Origin of the sequence: Thalassorhabdus alkalitolerans, assembly GCF_042656525.1 — a bacterium.
Lineage (GTDB): Bacteria > Bacillota > Bacilli > Bacillales > Marinococcaceae > Thalassorhabdus > Thalassorhabdus alkalitolerans.
The window spans coordinates 280,347-303,666 of the sequence record NZ_JBHSOZ010000010.1 but is presented as its reverse complement, the minus strand read 5'-3'; the positions used below and the strand labels follow the sequence as shown (position 1 = coordinate 303,666).

Genomic DNA, 23,320 nt, shown 5'->3' with positions numbered 1-23,320 from the left:
GACTTTCATTCGATTTTCAAAGGACAACTTGTTCGCCGTTTTTTGGCGACTTAACTATCATAACACCTTCGCAATATAGTGTCAATAACATTTTTGTGTTTCTTGCCTTGTTGATGTCTTTCTGCGGCAAGCTATTAAATATATCATCCTGCGGAACAAAACACAATACAAGTTCGGCTGGTAATTTATACTATTTGTTAATAAAAAAATCACTTCTATTATATAGAATATAAATATGGATTGAAGAGTTTATCATGAAGACTATATGCCAGCTTTATATTGTAAATAATAATTGGGAAATGATGAGCTGCCATTGTAAAGACGGCTTGCCACACCATGCTGTAGTAAGAAATCATATTATTTTGCACATGGTTACAGTGGAAGTTCATCTGCTTTGAACAATTTCTTACGCCCGTATAGACCTCCTTGCCCATAAAAAGCAAGACAATATGAAGCCGCCAGCCATTCGCCATTTTTCTAAAGTACAGATAGAATTGCCATTCGGCATTCAAAGATTAATAGAGTTCACATGAAAGTGAGTCTGCTTTGAAAACCCTATCGACTCACAAAATTTGTCTGATTTCTCATTATCATTAAGTACGAACACATGGCATTTTTCTATCTCATCTTCTCTTAACCTTTTAAGAGCCTCTTCTGTTAAAGATTTACCTAATCCATTTCTTTGCCAATCTGGATGAACAGCTAAATGATGCAGATAACCTCTTCTGCCATCATGCCCTGCCAACAGAGCTCCGATAATTCTTCCTCCTTCTGACGCAACGACACTTAAATCAGGATTTCTTATTAAATACTTATGAATCCTTTCTTTCGTATCAGAGCTTCCTAACACTACACCTTCTGCATGCTCCCAGAGCTCATACACTTCCTCATAGTCGTTTATAGTAAATGTTCTGATTTTGAATTCCTTACTCATGCTATTCCTCCTGAAGATTATAATACCTTTCATTTTAGTAAAAGATTCCATTAAAGGCCAATGTTGATTTTTTATAAATCATGTTGTTGCGGATAAAGCGGGAGATGCTTTCGGAATAGCATGAGCCGTGAGCCCGGCGATTGCTTATTCCCGAGGAGGAAGAAAGCAAAGGCTCCCGCAGTCCACCAACCTAAAACAAAGGTATACATCAATTCACAATGCCTGTCTGTTCAATTTCTACATTTACCTCCGGATGAAAATTGACCTTTGGAAAGGTTTCTGACCACTCAACCGATTCCCAAAAACTATAATCGTTTGCTATTATTTTCCTTCCAATTCCTAGTCCATCGCAGTTAACTTCTTTCATTTTATCAAAGAGTTCTTTGCTTTGTTCTTCGAGTTGTTGTTCCATCAGCTGGTTTAAGGAAGCTGTTACTTCTCTTTCAAGCAAGTCGTCTGGAGGATACTCATCTACATTTACCATCAGTTCCATATTCATAAAAACTTCGACTTCTTGCGTGGAATCATCCACCTCCACGTCAAGATCTCTTGTCATTTCCATGACAGAAACATGAATAAAATTAAGGTTCCTTTCATTTTGGTCCCCCACTTTAAAAGTAAATTCCGCTTCCTTTCCCGTCTGGTTATTCCACATCAGAAACAATGTGCTCTCCTCAGAAGTTAACTCTCCAGCCTTTTTTCTTCCATTAAACATCGTTAAGCCGTCAATTTCGATATCCTCTGCCGTTACTCTAAGCGAAGGAAGAAGAAGGTCGTGCCCCTCATCAAAGAGTAATGGACAAATAAATTGAATATTTAGTTTTGGTATCAGAGTGGTAACTTCTCCGCTTTCCATTAACTCACTAATGTAATCAGGGGTTTCTGGCTTATGTTTATTTGAAAAAAACAATGCTTTTTGTGCTTTATCTTTGACGACGGCTACCCGGGCATCTAAGGCGCTTTGGGGATTCCGGTAAAATCGATCTAAATAAGGAAAGATATCTTCGTCTACTGCTCCTTCTCCAAGAAGAAGAACCTTAAGCTTACTGTCATCTACCTGCTCAGGCATTTTTCGGTTTAATAATATTTTATTTTCACCCATCGTATATCCTTCTGTAGAAACAACCTGGTCACCCTCTCCCTCTCCTCCCGGAAGTGGAGCAGAAACCGTAGTAATGTACCTTTTATCTTCAGTAATATCAATGCTGATCGCTTTTACTAGCGTGTAATCTTTCAACAGTCGCTGATCCCAACACCCAGTCACAGCAAGGAGTATAATGAAGCAAATCAAACCTCGTTTCATGCCGGCCTCCTTTTTCTCAGGAGGCTGAAGATGTATAAAAAAATAGGAAAGCCTGCGATAAAGAGAAAGCTTATATTACCGGCCCACTCCGTTACCATATCGATGAAAAGCTGGTTCCTAGGTATAAGCGCCAGTAAATACGACAACAAAGCAACAACTAAAACTGCTGTTTTGTATTTCATGGCTGGAAAAAGAGTGGTTACACCTTTGGAAGCTAAAAACACATAAGTGGAATAGGAGGTTAAAACAAAGACGATCCAAATAGCTAAAAAAACAAGGTCAATCCTTTCAAATACCGGTGTACTGTAGGCTTTAAGCATGTATACAACGGGTTCAGGAACGATCTCTATTTCCTTTGGACTAAAAAACATCATAGGAATAACTGCTGACATAGTGTAAAGCACAGTAACAAATACATTTGCGGCAAGTGAGGCCTTTAACTTTTGCTTCATCGTCCCCTTAGTCAGAGCAAAAAAGATAAGAACAAGTTCAAAGCCGACAATGGCCAGAATAGATGACTTCATCCCATGATATAAAGAAGGCAAGTCCAAATTCTGCCCGAAAGGACGGATATAATTAATGTTTGCATCAAAAAGCCCTACACAAATCGCAGCAATTAATATAATCAGAGCCCCAGATATAATTACATAAAACTGAGCCATTACCTGTACATCCTTTTGCACAAGGTACACCGCTTTAATGACCATAATGAGGAGCACAGCCCAGACTGGTGTATGATGAAATATCCATTTTGTTATGACCTCTGCATATAAAACAAGTGCAACAGCAGCTATGCCTAAAAAAAACAAGGTATACAATGTATTTAAGAATGCTCCAGGTACTTTGCCAATCAGATAAGGAGCCATCTCAAATAACGACGACCGCTGTCTCTTATAAACGGCCCAAATGACAATCATTATTATAGCGGTAAATAACCCGCCTAACGGAATGGCTATCCACCCGTTCCATCCTGCTTCATCTGATACCGTATAGGCGAGGGAAAGAATATTCACACCGATTTGTGTTTGAATAATAATAAAAAACAGTTGAAAAGGAGTAATCTCGGAAGGTGATAATATTTTCATAATCGCTCCCTCATTTGCCCTGTCTCGTTTTATCAAGAGCCTGACTGCCAAAAGGTCTAGTGTTCATTTTCCATAACGGCCCGCGAATGACGCTATCCTTCAACTCAGTGAATGATAAAGGGGCAAGCGGTGATAAATAGGGCGTACCAAAGGATCTTAACCCGCACATGTGGATCAAGATGAGAGTTAGGCCAAACACAATACCAATTAATCCAAAGGCAGCTGCAGCAAGCATTAAGGGAAAGCGAAGAACCCTCACTGACATACTCATTTCATTGTTTGGGACGACAAAAGAGGCAATGGCCGTAATTGCTACAACAATAATCATCACATTGGATACAAAGCCTGCATTAACCACCGCGTCTCCAATAACAAGTCCGCCTACGATGCCGATGGTCTGTCCCACCGGGCTGGGAAGCCTGATCCCCGCCTCCCGAATCAATTCTATGGTGATTTCCATGATAAAAGCTTCAATCAAGGGAGGGTATGGAATCTGGTCAATGGACTCCTTAATCATAAGCGTCATCCCTTCAGGTATCACTTCAAAGTGAAAGGAGACGATCGAAATGTAGAGAGCAGGCAAGGAAACAGAAATTAAAAAGCTTAACAAACGCAGCAAACGAAAAGACGTCCCCATCATCCAGCGGCTATTATAATCATCCGGAGATTGATAAAAAGCCCAAAAGGTAGTCGGACAGATCAAGGCGGTGGGACTTCCGTCGCTCATAACAGCCACTCTTCCCTCAAGAAGATTTCCAGTTACTCTGTCTATTCTTTCTGTGTTTAAAAATTGAGGAAACGGCGTAAAAGCTTCATCCTCAATAAACTCCTCAGTAAAACTGGGAGCATTAACGGCATCTGCTTTTATGGAAGTGATCCTCTCGGCCAGTTCAGTTAACAACTCCTCTTTGGCTAAACCATTAATATAGACTATCGCCACTTTAGTGCCGGTTCGTTCTCCAATTTTATAGAATTTCACAGTCAAATCCGGGTTTTTGATGACGACACGCAAAAGGTTTAAGTTTGTATCTAATGATTCTACAAATCCGGCGTGGGACCCACGAATAACCTGCTCGTTTACCGGTTCTTCCACATCTCGTTCAGGTGTCTGGCTTACATCAAATAAGAGGGCTTTGTCCTCCCCTTCTATGATCACTGCTCCGTAGCCCTCTGCAATTCTTGTAATAATATAAGATAAGTCTTTTGTTTGCGCCCATTCAGTTTTAGCTATCTTTGCTTTTACGTCTGCTATTTTAGTTTCTGGCTTAAGATGGTCAAGTACTTGCTTCTCAAATTCAACTCGTTTCACTCTTGTTTCAAGAAACATGACAGACAGTTCAGTATGAAAATAAGGCAAGGACAGGCACATCAAATCATCTGTATCATTCAGACCCTTTTTTACTATTTCTACCTGCTCATCTAACAGAGAAGCTTTTTTCAATTACACACACCTCCCCCGTTTTTATTTACTTTGCACATATTGGCACAATTTATGTAAATAGCCATGAATATTCAATTTAAAGAAACCTTACTCTTTTTAGAGAATAATGCCTTACTCTATTGCATTTTTAGGATTAATTATATTTGAACCGGGGAAGTAGGTAGGTAAAAAAACACAGGGGAGGAATAGCCTCATGACTGATGCAACAGAAGTAATCCGTTTTGATTGTGTAGGAGACACTCATGAACCCCATATCGTGAAATGTAATAATTGTAATAAAGAATTCCGTGCAGAAAAAATGGATCAACATGTCACTTGTTCTTCCTGCAGGCAGAAAGATACCTTGTCAAGCAAGGACTTTGAAGTAGTCGGTGTCGTACGAAAGGTTAAAAAGGAACTTACACCGCACTAAAAAAGCAGTTCTATTTGACGATGTCTTTTTCACTGTTTTCAGAAATATGGAATTATTCCTTTCTTTTTATGTCATCTCTCCTTATAATGAATAACAAATGGAATATTGCAAACTAGGGGTGTCTGCAAAGCGCAGGCTGAGAGAGAAACGCGATGAGGTTTCTTGACCCTTCGGACCTGATCTGGTTCATACCAGCGTGGGGAAGTTTAGATTGACAGCTATTGATTTTCACTATCAACTTCTGCATACAAAGCCGGTCCCCTATTTTAGGAACCGGCTTTTTTGTGTTATCCCGCCTGTTTTCTCCTGATCTCGTCCTTTCCATTAATTTTTAACAAGGAGAGATTTTTTATGACAACCCCATCATCTTCATTGCAAGAGCAGAATGTGTCTATCATGTCGAGCTTTACAGGCAGTAAAAAAGTCTACATTCAAGGTTCAAGAAAAGACATTCAAGTTCCAATGAGAGAAATCGGACTTTCCCCCACTACTGGCACAGTCGGGGAAGAAAAAAACAAACCTGTCCGTGTGTACGATACAAGCGGACCATACACAGACCCTTCCTATCAAGCTGATGTTACAGCGGGACTCACACCAATTCGCCACAATTGGATTAATGAACGAAAAGATACCGTAGAATACAAAGGCCGGAAATTGAAAGCCGAGGATAACGGCTATAAAGATATTTCCGATCCCCGCGCTGAGAAAGTTTTTCCCGGACTTACCCGAAATCCTCTAAAAGCTAAGGAAGGAAAAAATGTAACCCAGCTTCATTACGCTAAAAAAGGTATCATAACCCCTGAAATGGAATTTATCGCTATACGGGAACAGATGGATCCAGAATTTGTCCGAAAGGAAGTAGCCGAGGGAAGAGCTATTATTCCAGCAAATATTAACCACCCGGAAACAGAGCCCATGATTATCGGCAGAAACTTTCACGTCAAAATAAATGCTAATATAGGTAACTCTGCAGTGTCTTCTTCCATTAATAAGGAAGTTGAAAAAATGACCTGGGCCACCAAATGGGGAGCGGATACCATCATGGACTTATCAACTGGAAAGGATATACATACAACAAGAGAATGGATCATTCGAAACTCATGCGTTCCCGTCGGCACCGTTCCTCTTTATCAGGCACTCGAAAAAGTGGATGGAGTAGCTGAGAACCTTACTTGGGAGATTTACCGGGATACTCTTATTGAACAAGCTGAGCAGGGTGTGGATTATTTCACCATTCATGCAGGCGTTCTGCTTCGATACGTTCCCTTAACTGCCAGCCGCCTGACAGGGATCGTATCACGAGGTGGTTCTATTATGGCTCAGTGGTGCTTGTCTCATCATAAAGAAAATTTCCTGTACACCCATTTTGAAGACATTTGTGAGATTATGAAAGCTTATGATATATCTTTTTCATTAGGGGATGGGCTTCGTCCAGGCTCAATAGCCGATGCTAATGATGAGGCCCAGTTTGCAGAACTGGAAACTCTTGGTGAACTAACGAAACTTGCCTGGAAGCATGAGGTTCAAGTAATGGTGGAAGGCCCGGGTCATGTACCTATGCACTTAATTAAAGAAAATATGGATAAACAGATTGCCCTTTGTGACGAAGCACCCTTTTACACTTTAGGGCCGCTGACTACTGATATTGCTCCAGGCTACGACCATATTACGTCTGCTATCGGGGCTGCTATGATCGGATGGTATGGAACGGCTATGCTTTGTTATGTAACTCCTAAAGAGCATTTAGGACTGCCAAATAAAGACGATGTCCGTGAAGGAGTCATTACTTACAAAATTGCAGCCCATGCAGCAGACCTTGCCAAAGGCCACCCAGGTGCCCAGATAAGGGATGATGCTCTTTCAAAAGCACGGTTTGAATTTCGCTGGAAAGATCAATTCAACCTCTCTCTTGACCCTGACCGTGCCCTTGAATATCATGATGAAACCCTGCCAGCTGAAGGTGCAAAAACTGCTCATTTTTGTTCCATGTGCGGCCCTAAATTTTGCAGTATGCGTATTTCCCATGATATCCGGCGTTATGCTTCTGAACATGACCTTGAAACTGCTGAAGCTGTAGAAAAAGGCCTGAAAGAGAAAGCAAACCAATTTAAAGAAACAGGCGGAAGCCTTTATCAGTAGGGAAGGGACAGGAGTGATTAAATGAACAAAGCAGAGAATATAAAGCGAGAGATTGCTCTGGTGCAAGGAAAGCTGACCAGGCTGGAAAATGCCTTAGCAGAAATCCAGGCAAGCTGCTTCCATCAGTATACTGATTATCAATACTATAAAAGATGTGCTCACTGTGGAAAAGTCGAGGTTCTTTATTATTAAAAAGCAAATCATTAGATAACAAAGCCAGACAGCCATCTGGCAATTGAAAGTGATTTTGCTGGTAAGATTTATTTTTCAACCTACACTAAATAAGAGGCGGATTGGATCCCCCTCTTATTTAGTACGTTATTTTGCAGATTTTACCTGGCGGTTACCTTACATGGATTCCAGAGAAACAGTACTGCCTTTACCGCCGGATTCAGCAGGTGTGACTGTAAGCTTTCTTGGAAGACGCTCTTTCAGTTCAGGCACATGGCTAATGACACCGACTGATAATTTATCAGCCTGAAGCTTTTCCAGAGCAGAAATGACTGTTTCAAGGAGCTCCTGATCCAAGGTTCCAAACCCTTCATCAAGAAAGAAAAACTCAAGAGGGTGTTCGCCCCTTAGCTGGATAGAAGCGGACAAAGAAAGGGCAAGAGCAAGTGACGTGAGGAATGTCTCCCCTCCTGAGAGAGTAGATACTGGTCGCTTAACCCCGCCATTGCTGTCATCTCTTATCACGAATCCTCCTGAAGAATCAACTTCAATAGCATACCTTCCTCTTGTTAATACATGAAGGCGCTCCGATGCTGCTTTGCTTACCTGCTCCAGCTGTTCTTCAGCAATAAATTCAACAAATGCCTTCCCTTTAAACACTTTTTCTAATTTCTGGTATTTCGAAAATGTTTCGCCCAGTTTTTCTATTTCCTTCTGGCACTCCTTATAACGCTTATGTTTCTCTGTAATATCACGGAACACTTCCTGGGCAGCGCCAGATTGTTCTCTAAGCTGGTCTACCAGGATCTTAGTTTGACTTACTTTTTCTTCTGTTTCCTCCAACTGTTCTTCACTTACTGTCCGATTGTCCAGCTGCTCTGTATACTCGTTAATCAAATGAAGAAACTGTTTTTCTTTTTCATAAAAGTCTTGAATGTAGTTTTCATACTCTGTTCGTTTATCCTGGCCAAGCACGGCTGCTCTTACTTCTTCCTTTGATATAAAGTTTGTATGTTTTCTATGCTCTTCCCATTTAGCAGAAGCCTCGGCTAAACGCTGCTCTGCATCCTTACATGCCTGCTCGGCTGCTGCTTTTTCATTCTCCGCCTGATGAAGCAGGCTTTTGGCTTTATTAAGAGCATTCAAACTGCTCTCTTCTTTTTCTTCTAACTCGGTTAAAGCGGCTTTTACTTCCTGGAGTAGCACATCTATGGTTTTTGTACCGGCAAGGTGAGAAATATAGCCTTTCATTTCGCGAATAAGTTCTGTTTTTCCGGATAGCTTTTCTTTTAAGGACGCTTCCTTTAGCTGGCATTGAGTAAGCTCGTTTTCTAGTTGGGCAATCTCTTCTTCTTTTCTTTCAATAAATGGTCCGCTTTTTTCGATTCTCTGACGAAGGATGACTGCCTGCTCTTCCTGTCCCTCCACCTTTTTCTTTTCTTCTTTAATGGAATGAAAAGATAAGGAAGGGTACAGCTCCTCCCACTTTTGCATTTCGTTATCAGCATTTCCATGAAGCTCAGATACTTTTTCCTGAGCAGCATTTCTGGCTTTTTCTTCGGACTTTTTCTCCGCTTCAAGCTGGTTTATCTCATTGGTTATATCCGTAAACCGTTTCATGTCATCTTTTACTAAAGACTCTAAATGTTCTATTGTAAATCCTTCTTGCTTAAAGGAAGAAAGTTTATAGGATGCTTTTTCCTCCCACCTGTTGTCATCAAGTGAAGGGAAACCCTCACTTTCTTCACTTTCTTCTTCCTCTGTTGCTGCAGCAACCTCGGCAGAAAATCCTTCTGTAAGCTGGCTTGACATTTGTTCCAGCTTCCACTTTCTTTGCCCAATTTCTGATTTCGCCTGTGCTGCTGTTTCTTCCCAGCTGCTAAGCTTCTCGATGATATTCTTGAAGTCAACTGAGACGTGTTGTGCTTCCTTAGAAGGAGAGGGGTGTTCCCGGGAACCGCATACCGGACACGGCTCACCTTCTTTCAACTGGCTGACAAGCTGATGAGCAAGCGCTTCTGCTCTTCTTGCCTCCATTTCTTCCTGCTGACTGGCTTTTTCTTTTTGCAGAGCTTTTCGAAAAGAATCTATGTTTCTCTCTTCTTGAGCAGTTCTCTCATACCAGCGAAAGATCTGAGTAAAACGTTCTTTTCCCGTGTCCTCAGCATCTTTATAGTTTGCGGATTGTTTTTCAATCCTTTCTTCCAATTCTTTCAGCGATTTATTTCTCTTTTTTAGCTCTTCTTCTTCTTCTGATGCTCTGCTTTGTATTTGTAAAACCTTTTGACTAGCTTCATATGCCTGATAGATTTCTTTTTTGGCACTCTGCTGTGGTTCCAGATCTGCTAGTTCTTCTTTCATACTCTTTTGAACATCAACATATTTCTTATGGTCTGATTTTGCTTTTTGATAGTTTAGCTGAGCCTTGCTTTGCTTCTCAAAAAGGTACTTACTTTCTTGCTGGAGCCTTTCATAGGCCTCTTGTTCTTTTAGAAGCTTCATTTCTGTTTCTTTTGCCTGACTGAGTTCTACATGCTTTGATTGTAAGCGCGGCTGCTTTTCTTTTAAGGAAGCTTTGGCCTTTTCATAGATTTCTGTTGCTTCTTTTTCACGGTCAGAAGCATATTTTACTTCTTTTATCCTTTTTTCTCTTTCACATTCCCACTTTTTAAAGCTCTCTGTCCAGGACTGCACTTCTTCTGCGTAGGGAACCAGTTTTTCAGCCTGTATAGAAAGTTCACATTTTTTTTCTAAATGTTGAATGTTATCTTTCTTGGCAGTCAGGTTTCCTATTTCCCCTTCTGCTTTGGCCTTTTTAGTCTGGAGGTCCATTATTTCTTTTTCTTCGAGCTGGCGTGTCTCAAGGTTCTCAAGCAGATTTTTGTTCATTTGCAAATCTTTGGACAGACGGTTCACTTTTTCTTCCGCTTCTTTTACCGCATCTTCCGAAGCATCTCCCAGGCTTTGCTGGACAGCCTCTATTTTCTCAATTTCATTTTTTACTTGAATGGCCTTGGATTTAATTTTACTGTTTAATTCATCTCCGTATTTTTCAAGGTTAAAGAGGCGCTGGAGCATATGACGGCGGTCAGTACCTTTTAATGATAGAAATTCTGCAAACTTTCCTTGGGGAAGAACAACCGCCCGGGTAAAATCCTCAATGGATAAGCCAAGGAGATCTTCAATTTCCCTTCCTACCTCATTGGCTTTGTCTGCTAAAACCACTGGTTCCTCCGTAAGATCGAGAAGCCTGCACGTAGCTGTCCGTAATCGAGAGTCGCCGGTTCTTTTTAAAGAGCGCTCTGCTTTATAAGTTCGCAGACCAAGTGTAAAGGTAAGGGAAACAGCCAGGCTGTCTTCGGCATGGTTTAATATTCCCTGGGTATTATTAGGAGCTCTTTCTACCTTGCCGTAAAGAGCAAGTGTCATGGCGTCAAGCAAGGAAGATTTTCCGCTTCCTGTCGGACCGAAAATACCAAATACGCCTCCTTCGCACAGGTACTGAAAATCCACTGTCTGCTTTTCTCTGAAACTATGCAGACCCTGGACCGTTAACGAGATCGGCCTCATGATGTCACCTCTTCTTCCTCATTTACTAATTCGAGAAAAAGCCTCACTAAGTCTTCTTCTGGCTGGGCTCCTCCCGTCTGACGTTCATAAAATTTGTAAAATAACTGATCAATAGGCACTTGGTCCCTTTTTTGTTCGTTTGTGGCCTTCTGCTCGGGAAAGATCGGGCGAATCGTCACAATTCCAGGGTACTCCTTGCGAAGACGATGTATTTCTTCCATAGAAGGTGTGTGCTCCAAATGTACTTCAAGGTCAATCCAGCTCTGGCTGTCTCTTTTCTCACTCATCCACTGATGAACTTGAGAGAGACCTTCTTTTGCCCGCCATCTTACTAATGGTTTTCCGCAAGAAAGGTGTACTTCTTTCACCATTGCTTCTCCACCTGGCTCTGCATCAATTATGGTTACTGATTTAGAGTATCCTGCTTCAGAGAAACTAAAGGCCAGAGGGGAACCGGCATACCTTGCTTTGCCAGGAGCCCTTTTCACATTCTGAGGACGATGAAGGTGGCCTAGAGCTGTATACTGGACATTTTCCGGCAAGCTTGTTGCCCGTATCGTATAGGCTCCCCCTACTTCAATGGGCCGTTCTGAGTCAGTGGCCGATCCACCGGCTACAAAAATATGGCTCATTGCTATATTGACATCTTTAGGGTCGAATGTCTTAGTCAGTTCACCAAAAATCTGTTTTATCCGATGATCATAAGCCTCCCGAAGCGTTTCTTCTTCTCCTTCTTCAACAAAGCTTTCCTTTAACCGGGATTCTGAAGGGTAAGGCAGGGAAGCAAGGTGCAGACGTTCCCCGCAGGAAGGGACCTCCAGATACGTTGTTTCTTTTGTCGGATAGCCAATAATAGAAATTGCCTGCTCCTTTGCCAGTGTTCTCGCTGCCGATAATCGCTCCGGGTGGTCATGGTTTCCCGCTATGATGGCAACAGGTCTTTTCCCTTTGTTTGAAAGGCGGGCCATACTTTCATAAAATAGCTGTTCCGCCGCTGCCGGCGGGTTTACAGAATCAAATACATCTCCAGCCATTAAAATGGCATCGATTTTTTCTTCTTCTACAATAAGAGCAAGCTCATCAAAAAACTGCTCATGCTCTGCCAGTCTGTCTCTGCCTTCCAGCGTTCTGCCAAGATGCCAGTCAGCCGTGTGAAGTAATCTCATTTCTTTTATTCCTCCTTTCTTTCCGTGTGCATCGCAAGAGTACTGGAACCATCGAAGAAATATAAATAGGCCTCTTGTATTTTTTCGTTAAAAATTGATTCAAGAGCTTGCATGTATATACTGACTTGTGTTTGATAGCGTTCCCTCATGACCTGTTCCGCTTCTTCAAACCCTCCTGTAAACCGGTTCGTAATCTTGTCACTTTTGTAATCTACAAGAACAAGATCACCTTTCTCGTCTCTAAATAATAAATCGACCACTCCCTGGACTAATACTTTTTCGTCTTCTTCATTTTCATTCCAGTCCTGGTAAGCTTTTGAGGCGGCCATTGCAAAGGTAAAAGGAACCTCGCGTTCAACCATCCTCGCAGAGGATACCCTTTTTCCTAGTTCAGAAGATAAAAATTGAACCACAGCCTCTGCATCTACACTGTCTGCTTGTTCTTTTGTTACAAGTTCTCTCTCCGTCATCATAAAGAGCAAGCGGTCAACCTCTTCTTTTGATATAGATGAACGAAGTGGAACGTGCTGCATTACGGCATGAATAGCGGTTCCACGTTCAGCCGGGGTTAACCGGGATCTCTGCATGAAGCGGGGACGTTCGGCAGTCTCTGATTTGAAATGCCCGATAAATTCCCGATCACTGTACTCGTCATCTATATCATGTTTGATTTCACTTACTGTCTGCTTGGATCGGTGTACCGAGGCTGACTGAAATTCATAATCCCATTCTAGACGGAAGCGGACCACTTCCTGATAGGGAGAAGATTCTTCTACGGGTTCTAGTCTTTTCACCTTGTTTTCAAGGAGAGTAGCAGCTGTTTCCTTTTTCTCTGGCAATTGCTGAAGCTCTTCTTGCTGCTTAATTTCGATTTTCCATTTGCTAGGGTCATTTTCAACGCCTTCGAGAACCTTTGCGTTTTCTTCTCCTCTTAGATCTGTGCCCGCTGAGTGCCTGAGCACAGCCGGCCCAATCCAATCCAGGTAAGAACTGCTTTTTGCCCGTTCTGCTGCTGGAAGCAGCCAATCCTCAATCGATACATGTTCCTGCCATTTTTGAAGAGATTTTTCTGCATCTTTTACCGTTCCCACAAGGTAAAGCTTTTCTTTCGCTCTTGTTAAAGCAACATATAAGACTCTCATTTCCTCCGCGATACTCTCTAATTTCATACGGTTTTTAATAGCAAGCTGAGGAAGAGTAGGATAGGATACTCTTAATGCAGGATCAATAAATTTCGATCCTAATCCAAGTTCTTTATGAAGCATAACGGTGCCCCTGACATCCTGCATATTAAACTGCTTGTTCATACCTGCAAAGAAAACGACCGGAAATTCCAACCCTTTACTTTTATGGACTGTCATAATTCGCACCACATCCTCCTGCTCTCCCAATGCGCGGGCTGCACCAAGGTCATCGCCTCGTTCCTGCATTCGTTCAATAAACCTAAGAAAACGAAAGAGACCTCGAAAAGACGTTTCCTCATAGGCTCGAGCCCTATCATATAAAGCTCTTAGATTTGCCTGTCTTTGTTTTCCTCCTGTCAGTCCGCCGACAAAATCATAGTACCCGGTTTCTCTGTATAAATCCCAGATTAACTCTGAAAGGGATCCGCAACGGGCACTGGTCCGCCAATGAGTAAGACGTTCTAAAAAGAAAGTGACACGGTTTTTGAGAGCTTCATCTTCCATCTCTATGGATGCTATTTTCAGAGCCTCATAATAGGAACTTTTTCGATCCTTTATTCTTATTTGGGCAAGCTCTTCTTCATCCAGACCAATGATCGGTGAACGTAAAACGGATGCAAGAGGAATATCCTGGTAAGGGTTATCTATCACTTTTAAGAGAGACATCATAACAGCGACTTCTACAGCCTCAAAGTATCCAGTACTAAGCTCTGCGTATACAGGAATGTTTTCCTTTTTAAATTCTTCCATCATCGTTGCAGCCCATGGCATCGAACGCATTAAGATTACGACATCCCTGTATCTTATTTTTCTCATCGCTTTACTGTCTTTATCAAAAACTTCCTGGCCTGATTCCACAAGACCTTTGATTTTGCGCGCTATCCACCTTGCTTCAAGCTGTGCGGTTTCCAGTTCCTCTTCTAACTCTATCATCTCATTTTCGTTTTTGCTGGATTCGATTGGATCCCCTTTATTGATCACCGCAATCTCTGCTTCAAAGCCAGCGCTTTGAGGGTAACTTGTGTTTCCTAGTCGTAGTTCGGCCGCTTGATCGTAAGGAATCTCTCCTACGCTTTCATCCATAATCTGCCGAAACAAAAAGTTGGTTGCATCGAGAACTTCAGAGCGGCTGCGAAAGTTCTTTGCCAAGTCGATTCTCCATCCCTCAGTATTATCTTCTTCCTGGTATTTTTTGTATTTTTGCAGGAATAAACCCGGTTCGGCCAGTCGGAATCGATAAATACTCTGTTTAACGTCCCCGACCATAAAGCGGTTATCTCCTTTAGAAAGAAGTGAAAGAATGGTTTCCTGAACGAGATTTGTATCCTGATATTCATCCACCATTACCTCTACGAAATAATCCTGATATTCCTTTGCTGCTTCAGAAGGTAGCCGTGTCCCATTTTCTCCAAATCCTTCGGTTAAAATAGTAAGACAGATATGCTCAAGATCAGAAAAATCAACCAGGGCTTTTTCCCGCTTGGCCTCTTGATAACGACTTGAAAATTCTTTTACAAGCTTCACGAGATACCTAATGGAAGGTGCCATAGTCTTTACATCCTTGAGAAACACCTCTGGTGGACGGCTAAAGAGCCCTTCCTTTAATTCCTGGGTCTGTTTTTTTGCCCGCTCCCGCAAACTTTTGGCTTGTTCCTTCAGCTCATCAAGCACTCCTTCTGTTTTCCGGATTGTCTTGAGCTTTCCATAAGTAAATGTTTGAAATTTATCATAAAGTTCAGCCCAGTTATCTGCCTGCAAAAGTGATGAGATCTTTTCCAGGTCCTCTGAAAAATTTTCACCATATGGATGGGGCCCTCCAGGTTCATGTGTCACTTGCAATGCTTTTTCAATCCAGCTTTGAGCTCCCCTCAGCTGCGATTGAATATCTTGAAGCAATTCAGGAGTCCAGGGGAGGTCTTCTACCCGTTCAGCATCTGAAATATCATAGCGTGCAGCCATTTGATCCAGCCAGTATTCAGGAGAAGGATGGGACCTTGAAAAGTCATATAACCTTCTAACCAGGCTGCGAAGAGCATCATCACTTCGATCTCCGCTGTACATATCAACCAGCTTATAAAAACTAGAGTTACCTTCTATTCCGTACTCCTCTTCAAAGATATCCTCAATGATTTCTTCTCTCATCAGCTCTCCTTCAGTGTCATCGAGTATGCGAAACTTTGGATCGATATTCACTTTATAGTAATACTTTCTTATTACGTTCATACAAAAGGAGTGGAGAGTTGAAATATGAGCCCGGTTTAATAGAGAAAGCTGGCGTCTAAGATGAAGGGAACCAGGCTGCTTCTGGATTTCCTTATTAATCGCTTCCCCGATCCTGTTTCGCATTTCCGCTGCCGCTGCATTTGTAAATGTCACAATCAATAACCGGTCAACTTCCGCCTCATCATCCGGGTCAACAATCTTCCTGATAATTCTCTCTACCAGTACCGCTGTTTTTCCACTGCCGGCAGCTGCAGCCACCAATATATTGTTTCCTTTCGCATCTATAGCCTGCCATTGTTCATCGGTCCATACGGCATCCTTTGGCTTTGGTCTAACTTTCATCATTGTCACCGCCTTTCTTCCGAATCATTTCAAGGAGTTTATCTTCTTTATACTGGGCAAGGGGCCTAAAGTCATTTGTCTCCATAGCAGGATCAAATTGGCAGACTGATTTATATGAACAAAATGTACAGGAGGTGTTTTGCTTTACTTTAAAAGGGTTTATCTCTACGTGCCCACTGGTAATCGACTCACCAATTTCCTTTACCTGTTTACGGAGAAACGTTCTCAAATACTCATAATCATCTGGATCTATAACGGAAGAGTTAGAATAAAATCCTCCACTTTTCTTCAAGCCTACCGGTATGATTTGTGAATGTCCGCTTTCGAGAGTCTGATCCATTTCTCTGATGGCATGTTCATCAGCTGTTAAGAGGCCTTTCATCTTAAACTTCTTAAAGAGTTCCCGTTCAATTTCTTCCATGCTCATTGTCTGCGTTGCCTGAACGATAGGATTATGAACGTGGAAGTACAAAACACCAGCCGGATCAGCTTTTTTACCAAGCCACTCTTCTGAAAATGAGATGACCACATCAAGGTAAATCAACATTTGCAGAGCCAGGCCAAAGTATACATCAGTCAGGCTGATATCTTTCTGGCTCGATTTATAATCAATGATACGAAGAAGCAGGCCATCTTCTCCACTTGTTTTGTCCACTCGGTCAATACGTCCGACAACTTCCATCTTTGCTCCATTATCAAGTGAAAATCGAAGAGGCGGAAGCTCTTCCCCTGGACCAAACCCCACTTCCAGGCCAACAGGAGAAAAACCAGAGATCTTTGACTGTTCACTAAGAACAATGGAAGCTCTTGAAACCACTTCTTCAAGCTTTTCCTTTAAATAATAATGACGGTTAGAGCTTAAAAGAATTTCCCGCTGAATTTTTGGAGCAAGCTCATTGACAACTTCCTTGGCAAGATTACGACTCTCTTCCTTTGAAAGAGCAGCCCAGTCTTTATTTCTCAAACGAAGATGTTCTGCCACTTGCTTTAAAGCAGCATGAAACAGCTGGCCTACATCAGGGGCTTCAAGCCGATACGTATCTCTCTCTTTGAGAGAAAGTCCGTAGGAAACAAATTGTGAAAAAGCGCAAGATTGATGCTGCTCCATTCTCGATACACTTGTTTTAATATTTTGTCCATACAATTCCATGCTTGTCTTTCTATCAAGTATGCGAGTTGTATTTTGATAAAATAAGCTTGATAAGGTAATGCCGGCTCGCATACGCCAATGAGGAATTTCTGTATACCAATTGTAAATATCCCACCAAAACGAAGCCATTGGATAGCCTTTTTTCCAGGCCTGCATTTGGGTTGTTAAATAAGAGAGAGTTTTTCCCGGATTGCTGATAAAAGCTAACTGCTCATCTTCCTCTTCTTCATGAGGGTCGTTCATAAGCAGAGTTTCCTCCACGTCAGGAAACAGCTCTTTTACACGTTTAATTAACATGGAAGGCTGAAGGGCGCGCCCCTCCTCATCAGCCATAGGGTATGAGTAATAAAGCTTCTCCGAAGGAGTAGCCTGTGCCAGGTAACTTAAAAATTGCTCATCAAGCAGCTGCCTTGTACTTCCTGGAGCAAGCTCCATCCCTTTACTTTCCAGCCACCCTCTCTCTTCATCATTAATGAGGCCATTTTCATCAGGACGGGCAGGTATGACCCCATCGTTTACATTCATTATAAATGTGCATTTAATTTGAGAAAGACGAGAGCGTTCCATGTCAGCAACGATCACCTGGTCCATCGCGGGGGGTACAAGTGCAAATCGCATACTTTCTGCTCCTGAATCGAGCATGCTTTGAAACATTTTGAAAGATAACCTTTCATTTCCTGCCATTTCCACCATCTGGTCGAGAAGGTCAATTACAGCCCCCCACACCTGGTCATGCTCACGAGAATAGGCGAGATCCCCTGCCTGAGCCGCCTCATCTCTCATCTTCTCAAGCTTTTTGGGAACTTCCAACTCCTCAAGGAACAAGTAAAGTGCTGTGCACTTTTCTTCTATAGTCACTGCCTTTTTTATTTTCCGTTCCAGCTTTAATAAAGGTACAGTCAGCTCTTTTCGCAGACGATTTATCTGATCTTCAAATTCTTGTTCTTTATCCGTTTTAACAAATTCACCTTCTGCGAGAGTACGAAATCGGCTGTATGTCCACGGTTCGTTTTCACGCCAGCGCTTACCTTGTATTCCATAAGCAAGGACATAATTTTCCAGTTCATCTACCTCTTCTCTCATCTCTTGTTTCCCGGCATCATATGGAAAGAGAAAATCGGTTTTGAAACACCTGAAGACCGCTTCATAACGCCAATTCCCCTGGATCACTTCAAGACTTGAACGAATAAGCTCAATTACCGGATGATTGAGCATAGATCGTTTCTGATCCATAAATAAAGGAATCTCATAATCTGTGAAAACAGTATCTAGAAGATCTCCATATTCATTTATGTTTCTCAGCAATATCGCTATATCCTGATACCGGTATCCTTCTTCCCTGACAAGGCGAAGAACTTCCCTCGCTACTCCCTCTATTTCCGCCCGGCGGTGAACGGCAGAAAAAATACGGACGGCATCCCCGCATGAAGCAGGTGACAGAGGTCTGGCCTCATAAGAATTCTCTAAATGAGCAAGGCAGCTTTCCCTGAAACGCTGCCCACTCTCAAATGTAACCACATCCTCCACTTCACAGCTTGTTTCTTTGCACAGCTGACGCAACGTTTGATAGGTTTGAGCCGTCATATGAAATAAATCAAGCTCATGGGGAGCTTCTATGTCATATGGTTTATCAAGGGTAAGAGCAATCGTAACCTTTGAGGCCTTAGCCATTAACTTATCAAGCACTGAAAGTTCTTGGGGAGTAAAACTGTGAAAACCGTCGATATACACTTCCGTATTTTCTACAAACGAAGAATCCTCGATTTTTTCAGTTAAGAGCTGCAAGTAATCCTCTGTGCCAACGTAGGCGCCGGCCAGCTCTTCTTCCATTCGCTTAAAAATGACACTGACATCTTCCAGCTTATCAATCAATACTTGTTCCTGGGGAGTCACATTATCCTTTGCTTCCAGCTCCCTCTTCTTCTCCACAAGAACCTCGGGAGTCACCGCATATCTTTTGAATTCAGCCACCATCTGCTCCAGCTGTTCTATGAAGCCGCTTGTTTCTGTTGATTTAGTAAAAATAGAAAATCTTTCTTTTTCTCGCTCAACAATCTTGCGGAGCAGCATATGTATACCTGTTTGTTCCAGGTGATACCTTGCTGCCCCCCCTGTTTCCTGGAGAACTCTCCATGCAAGGCGGGAAAAGCTGAACACTTGTGCTCTAACCATTCCTCCTGCAGATTTCACTAACTGATACTCTGACTGAAAAGTCATTTGGTCAGGTACTAAATAAATAATTGGCCGCCCGGCTGGTTCTTCCGCTAATTTTTGCTGAATCTCCTGTAAAATAGCTGTTGACTTCCCACTCCCGGAACGACCCAAATAAAACGATACCCCCATACTGTTCCTCCTTTTTCAGATCTTTATATTCGTCATCTCTGTTCACTTCAATTTATGATTAACATAATTATTACTTCGCAAAGAACGTTCGTTCTCATTTTAACATATCGTACAAGGTGTGGGTTTAAATCTTAAGACAAAGGGAATAAGAAAAAAACCTTTCTCAAAACATGAGAAAAGTTTCCTGATTAACTGAAAGTGTGAGTTGATCAAAAAGGGTGTTAATTATGAAAAATTATCACATTCTATTTATCATTGGAATGGGTTTATTTTTTATCTCCGTCTTCGTCACTTCAGATTTACGGTATTTTGAAATTTTCTTTTCCCTGGGAGCTGCTTTGTTTTTTATTTTATTTTACTTATATTTATGGAAGAGCAAAAGACAAGGTACTCTTGAAAATAACTATATTCCGCTCATTCTTTCTGTTCTGTCTGCTGTTTTTCTACTCGTATGCATCTATTATATATCCCATAAACTAACGATTGCCTAAGGCAATCGTCTTTGTGCTTCGCTCATGTTCTGACTTTTTGCTGGAAACGATAACGCAGGGACCAGGTAATAAAAGAAGCAAGCAATGACAAACCTGTGTAAAAAATTACCCAGGGAAGGTTTATAGTATGAAACAACATATTGCTTACAATCGGAAATATAATTAAGACTGCTAGCGGCATAATATAAAACCTTTTCAGCTTAGCTGTACCGTACACAGATACCGCAAAAATAAAAAAAGGTAAAAATGGAAATAGAATTTGCAGATCAGCCATGTTCATATAGCGCACCGTCCTTTCCCGTGTTTCCCCTATTATTCCATTTGGCTTCTGTTATATGTATGAAGGATGTAACCTTTTTTAAAGTAGACTCCTTAGCTCCTTTCAGTCCTTTTTATCTTTTCCTGCCGGGATATAAAAAAGGCTGTTTTCGAATATTTTTCGAAAACAGCCTTTTAATTTTTACTACACAATGAAAATCAAACCTTTCGCCTAATTTAGTCTCTCAACAAATAACCCGTTGTAGAATCTTTAATTATTTGAACGGCAGTTTCTTATTTGTTATATCACGGACTTCTTTTTAAAACGCTTGAATCCGCTTACGCTCAGATGACGGAATGGCCCATATCCATTAATCTTAATTGCTGCGGCTTTTTTTACTTCTAAAGAAGGATGGACGTACACTTGAATATCCTTCACTTCAATTAGGTGGTATCCTTCCGCTTCAACCGGCTTTTCAAAGCTTAATTCTACATCTATTAAAGAACGGCTTGAACGGCCAAACGGCTGAAACGGGCTTAATGTGACAGCTCCCCCATTTTTCCTGATCCATTGCCGTGTTTCTGAATTTACATTTACAAGCATAAAAAATCCTCCTTACTATCATCAAAAAATTTTTACAAGACAAATTGTAACACATCATATTGCGATGATAAATAGAGATATAAAAAGATATAGTGCGTTATTTTCATCATCATCTGACATAATAATACCTTACGCTATATATTTCGCTATTAACTTCAATAAAACAGAAATAATACAAATAATACACGATTAACTCACAGCTTTTTGTGGAGATAATTGGTAATTAACCGAAAAGCTTTTCCTTCAAAATCAGGCAGCGCTGTGACCTTATTTTTTGTTGCTATTTCTTTATATAAATTGGTAATATATTAGCTAGGCAGTTGTCGAGGTTTAGCTTTTTTACTAGATTCATGCTTAACGAAAGGAGCGGACAGACGTTTTGTCAGCGAAAACAATAACAAACATACTAGCAGGCGTGGTTGTCCTGGGTCTCATTATTTATGCCGTCGGCGGGTTTACCGGCGGAGACGACGATGACCAGGCAAGTGATGACGAACCTGCAACAACAGATGAAGCAAATGATGATCTAACGAGTGATGAAGTAGAAATGGATGCAGAGGAAGAAGAATTACAGGAAGTCAGTATCGAAAGCCCGGGTGGATATGGCATCAGCAGTTCTGATCCCCATGCTGCTGAAGTCGGAAGTACTATATTAGAACAAGGCGGAAACGCTGCAGATGCAGTTATTGCGATGTCATTCACCTTAGGGGTCACAGAAAATCAGGGCTCCGGCCTGGGAGGCGGGGGCGCTTCTCTTGTTTTGGAAGACGGGAATGTACCTGTTTTTTATGATTATCGTGAAACTGCTGCCAGCACGGACCCTGAAGATATGATTGCTGTGCCTGGGTTTGCCAGAGGAATGCAGGAACTTTACGATAACCATGCTTCAGGTAATTTTACGATCGAAGAGCTGATTGATCCTGCTATACAATTTGCTGAAGAAGGCTATGTGATGGATGATTTGCAAGCCTTAGGGCTTGAACGGGCCGATTACCGCATTTCTGCCGACATGGCTCCACCGCTGTTTCCCAATGGAACACCCGCTGTAGAGGGAACAACCATCATTCAGCCTGAACTTGCAGAAACTATGCGCACCCTTCAAAATAATGGTCTTAACGACTTTTATGAAGGAGAGATTGCCCAAAGCATAACTGAACAGGTAGACCACCTTTCTTCTGCAGACCTCCAAGGATATGAAGTGGAAACTCGCGAGCCTGTTCATGGCAATTTCGAAAATTATGATCTTTATTCAGCACCACCCCCATTGTCTGGAATTACCTTTATTCATATTTTGGAGATGGCTGAAAGAATTGGCATTGAAGAGCTGATGGAGGATGAACCTAATTCAGAGTATGTGCATGTCTTGTCTGAGATTATTCGAGAAGCCGATTTTCAGAGAATGGAATTTATGGGAGATCCTAACTTCTATCCAGAAGAAGGATATGAACATTGGAATTCCAATCATAATCCAATGCATCAGGACAGGCTATTAAGTAATGATTACCTTGATTATATGGTAGAAACGAGACTTCCTAATCGTGATCGCTTTGAAGAAGTCAGACCTAGTGTTATTGATGAAGCCTCAGAGTCTTCAGATACTACTCATATATCAGTTGTGGATGCTGACGGTATGGCCATCTCCACCACTCATTCTTTAGGGAACTTTTTCGGTTCAGGTATGATGGTGGATGGCATGCTAATGAACAGTCAGCTGACTTCTGGTTTCAATACCACTGAGGGATCTCCCAACGTGATTGAAGAAGGAAAACGCCCAAGAAGTTTTATTTCCCCTACTATTGTGGTAGAGGAGAATAGTGAAGAAATTATAGTGATGGGCTCTCCAGGAGGAAACCGGATCCCAGCGATGATGGCACAGACTATGCTAAGACATGCCTACCTTGATGAGACCTATGCGGAAAGTGTAAATGCGAGTCGTTTCTTTGCAGAATATGACCCTGAAACTGAAGAAGATAGAGTGATTTTGGAAAGCCCGCTGCATGAAATCCCTGGACTTCGGGCAGATTTAGAAGAAATAGGCTACCTCACTACCGTTACTTCTTCAAGAACAGCATTTGGCAGCTTGGAAACCATTTATGTAAACTCCCTTGAAAACAAAGTTCAAGGAATTTCTGACTCAAGACGTGCTGGAAGTGCTATAGTAGATGAAGTTGAATAATATGATGGAGTGATGATTGTGAAGCAATTGTTAGGGTATTCTCTATTTGTACTCATGCTGGTTACGTTTATGTTTTCTTTCAGACAGGATGAAGGCCTGACATCCGAAGAAGAAAACCAAATGGACCAGATAAGGAATAATGATTTTCAACAACAGGAAGATATTATAGATATCCCTTAAGGGAATTGTAACATTATGTTCATTTTTCCCATGCCGCCCTTTCTTTTACACAGAAAGGGCGTCTTTTTTCACTTTTTTTCTACAATGTTACATAAAATACTTTGAATATAGGTCAGGTTGTTCATTTACTTGTCGCAAAGAGTGTTAT

General features: G+C 41.7%; 17 protein-coding genes and 1 riboswitch. Of the genes, 7 read left to right on the top strand and 10 right to left on the bottom strand.

Going from position 1 to position 23,320, the window contains the following annotated elements:
* Positions 1–254: 254 nt before the first annotated feature.
* The gene (locus ACFPU1_RS16450) at positions 255–398 is read left to right on the top strand and encodes a hypothetical protein (RefSeq protein ID WP_385943030.1); all 144 of its coding nucleotides are present in this window, start codon (positions 255–257) and stop codon (positions 396–398) included.
* A gap of 110 nt (positions 399–508) precedes the next feature.
* On the opposite strand, the gene ACFPU1_RS16445 is transcribed toward ACFPU1_RS16450, so the two are convergent.
* The 4 genes from ACFPU1_RS16445 to ACFPU1_RS16430 all read right to left on the bottom strand — a co-directional run bounded on the left by ACFPU1_RS16445 (position 509) and on the right by ACFPU1_RS16430 (position 4,763).
* A complete protein-coding gene (locus tag ACFPU1_RS16445) occupies positions 509–934 on the bottom strand; it encodes a GNAT family N-acetyltransferase (protein ID WP_385943028.1) in 426 nt (141 codons plus the stop codon).
* A gap of 208 nt (positions 935–1,142) precedes the next feature.
* The gene (locus tag ACFPU1_RS16440; protein ID WP_385943026.1) at positions 1,143–2,237 is read right to left on the bottom strand and encodes a Ger(x)C family spore germination protein; all 1,095 of its coding nucleotides are present in this window, start codon (positions 2,235–2,237) and stop codon (positions 1,143–1,145) included.
* On the bottom strand, positions 2,234–3,322 hold the full coding sequence (locus ACFPU1_RS16435; RefSeq protein WP_385943024.1) for a GerAB/ArcD/ProY family transporter: 1,089 nt from the start codon (positions 3,320–3,322) through the stop codon (positions 2,234–2,236). Before ACFPU1_RS16435 ends, ACFPU1_RS16440 begins: the two co-directional genes overlap by 4 nt.
* A 10-nt stretch (positions 3,323–3,332) precedes the next feature.
* Complete coding sequence (locus ACFPU1_RS16430) at positions 3,333–4,763, bottom strand: spore germination protein (protein ID WP_385943022.1); 1,431 nt, start codon at positions 4,761–4,763, stop codon at positions 3,333–3,335.
* A 193-nt stretch (positions 4,764–4,956) separates the two neighbouring features.
* Between ACFPU1_RS16430 and ACFPU1_RS16425 the strand changes: the two genes are divergently transcribed.
* From ACFPU1_RS16425 to ACFPU1_RS16415, 3 genes are all read left to right on the top strand, one after another.
* Positions 4,957–5,175: a hypothetical protein gene (locus ACFPU1_RS16425; RefSeq protein WP_385943020.1), complete on the top strand. Its 219-nt coding sequence runs from the start codon at positions 4,957–4,959 to the stop codon at positions 5,173–5,175.
* Between the two features lie 104 nt (positions 5,176–5,279).
* A riboswitch (TPP riboswitch) is annotated at positions 5,280–5,395 on the top strand.
* Positions 5,396–5,526: 131 nt separating this feature from the next.
* Positions 5,527–7,314 carry a phosphomethylpyrimidine synthase ThiC gene (thiC, locus tag ACFPU1_RS16420; protein WP_385943018.1) on the top strand — a complete coding sequence of 596 codons (1,788 nt, stop codon included), beginning with the start codon at positions 5,527–5,529 and terminating at the stop codon, positions 7,312–7,314.
* Positions 7,315–7,335: 21 nt separating this feature from the next.
* Positions 7,336–7,506: a serine protease gene (locus tag ACFPU1_RS16415; RefSeq protein WP_385943016.1), complete on the top strand. Its 171-nt coding sequence runs from the start codon at positions 7,336–7,338 to the stop codon at positions 7,504–7,506.
* A gap of 156 nt (positions 7,507–7,662) precedes the next feature.
* Here ACFPU1_RS16415 and ACFPU1_RS16410 read toward each other — a convergent pair whose 3' ends face one another.
* From ACFPU1_RS16410 to addB, 4 genes are read right to left on the bottom strand one after another with little or no spacing between them, the layout of a single operon-like run.
* On the bottom strand, positions 7,663–11,055 hold the full coding sequence (locus tag ACFPU1_RS16410; RefSeq protein WP_385943014.1) for an AAA family ATPase: 3,393 nt from the start codon (positions 11,053–11,055) through the stop codon (positions 7,663–7,665).
* Entirely contained in the window at positions 11,052–12,221 is a 1,170-nt protein-coding gene (locus tag ACFPU1_RS16405; protein WP_385943012.1) for an exonuclease SbcCD subunit D, read from the bottom strand. Before ACFPU1_RS16405 ends, ACFPU1_RS16410 begins: the two co-directional genes overlap by 4 nt.
* A 5-nt stretch (positions 12,222–12,226) precedes the next feature.
* Positions 12,227–15,970 (bottom strand): helicase-exonuclease AddAB subunit AddA, encoded by a 3,744-nt coding sequence (gene addA / locus ACFPU1_RS16400; protein WP_385943010.1) that lies wholly within the window; start codon positions 15,968–15,970, stop codon positions 12,227–12,229.
* Positions 15,960–19,463: a helicase-exonuclease AddAB subunit AddB gene (gene addB / locus ACFPU1_RS16395; protein WP_385943008.1), complete on the bottom strand. Its 3,504-nt coding sequence runs from the start codon at positions 19,461–19,463 to the stop codon at positions 15,960–15,962. The genes addA and addB overlap by 11 nt, the downstream gene beginning before the upstream one ends.
* A gap of 227 nt (positions 19,464–19,690) precedes the next feature.
* On the opposite strand from addB, the gene ACFPU1_RS16390 reads away from it, so the two are divergent.
* On the top strand, positions 19,691–19,954 hold the full coding sequence (locus tag ACFPU1_RS16390) for a hypothetical protein (RefSeq protein WP_385943006.1): 264 nt from the start codon (positions 19,691–19,693) through the stop codon (positions 19,952–19,954).
* A gap of 22 nt (positions 19,955–19,976) precedes the next feature.
* On the opposite strand, the gene ACFPU1_RS16385 is transcribed toward ACFPU1_RS16390, so the two are convergent.
* Both ACFPU1_RS16385 and ACFPU1_RS16380 read right to left on the bottom strand, forming a co-directional pair.
* Complete coding sequence (locus tag ACFPU1_RS16385; protein ID WP_100398668.1) at positions 19,977–20,234, bottom strand: DUF2651 family protein; 258 nt, start codon at positions 20,232–20,234, stop codon at positions 19,977–19,979.
* Positions 20,235–20,513: 279 nt separating this feature from the next.
* Entirely contained in the window at positions 20,514–20,816 is a 303-nt protein-coding gene (locus ACFPU1_RS16380) for a CC/Se motif family (seleno)protein (protein WP_054635762.1), read from the bottom strand.
* A 379-nt stretch (positions 20,817–21,195) separates the two neighbouring features.
* On the opposite strand from ACFPU1_RS16380, the gene ACFPU1_RS16375 reads away from it, so the two are divergent.
* Together ACFPU1_RS16375 and ACFPU1_RS16370 are read left to right on the top strand one after the other, a co-directional pair.
* Entirely contained in the window at positions 21,196–22,992 is a 1,797-nt protein-coding gene (locus ACFPU1_RS16375) for a gamma-glutamyltransferase family protein (protein WP_385943004.1), read from the top strand.
* An 18-nt stretch (positions 22,993–23,010) separates the two neighbouring features.
* On the top strand, positions 23,011–23,172 hold the full coding sequence (locus tag ACFPU1_RS16370; RefSeq protein WP_385943003.1) for a hypothetical protein: 162 nt from the start codon (positions 23,011–23,013) through the stop codon (positions 23,170–23,172).
* Positions 23,173–23,320 lie beyond the last annotated feature (148 nt).

Excerpts from the sequence above, each read along its gene's own strand:
- ACFPU1_RS16450 (WP_385943030.1), top strand. The coding sequence starts at position 255 with ATGAAGACTATATGCCAGCTTTATATTGTAAATAATAATTGGGAAATG.
- ACFPU1_RS16445 (WP_385943028.1), bottom strand. The coding sequence starts at position 934 with ATGAGTAAGGAATTCAAAATCAGAACATTTACTATAAACGACTATGAG.
- ACFPU1_RS16440 (WP_385943026.1), bottom strand. The coding sequence starts at position 2,237 with ATGAAACGAGGTTTGATTTGCTTCATTATACTCCTTGCTGTGACTGGG.
- ACFPU1_RS16435 (WP_385943024.1), bottom strand. The coding sequence starts at position 3,322 with ATGAAAATATTATCACCTTCCGAGATTACTCCTTTTCAACTGTTTTTT.
- ACFPU1_RS16425 (WP_385943020.1), top strand. The coding sequence starts at position 4,957 with ATGACTGATGCAACAGAAGTAATCCGTTTTGATTGTGTAGGAGACACT.
- thiC (WP_385943018.1), top strand. The coding sequence starts at position 5,527 with ATGACAACCCCATCATCTTCATTGCAAGAGCAGAATGTGTCTATCATG.
- ACFPU1_RS16415 (WP_385943016.1), top strand. The coding sequence starts at position 7,336 with ATGAACAAAGCAGAGAATATAAAGCGAGAGATTGCTCTGGTGCAAGGA.
- ACFPU1_RS16410 (WP_385943014.1), bottom strand. The coding sequence starts at position 11,055 with ATGAGGCCGATCTCGTTAACGGTCCAGGGTCTGCATAGTTTCAGAGAA.
- ACFPU1_RS16405 (WP_385943012.1), bottom strand. The coding sequence starts at position 12,221 with ATGAGATTACTTCACACGGCTGACTGGCATCTTGGCAGAACGCTGGAA.
- addA (WP_385943010.1), bottom strand. The coding sequence starts at position 15,970 with ATGAAAGTTAGACCAAAGCCAAAGGATGCCGTATGGACCGATGAACAA.
- addB (WP_385943008.1), bottom strand. The coding sequence starts at position 19,463 with ATGGGGGTATCGTTTTATTTGGGTCGTTCCGGGAGTGGGAAGTCAACA.
- ACFPU1_RS16390 (WP_385943006.1), top strand. The coding sequence starts at position 19,691 with ATGAAAAATTATCACATTCTATTTATCATTGGAATGGGTTTATTTTTT.
- ACFPU1_RS16385 (WP_100398668.1), bottom strand. The coding sequence starts at position 20,234 with ATGAACATGGCTGATCTGCAAATTCTATTTCCATTTTTACCTTTTTTT.
- ACFPU1_RS16380 (WP_054635762.1), bottom strand. The coding sequence starts at position 20,816 with ATGCTTGTAAATGTAAATTCAGAAACACGGCAATGGATCAGGAAAAAT.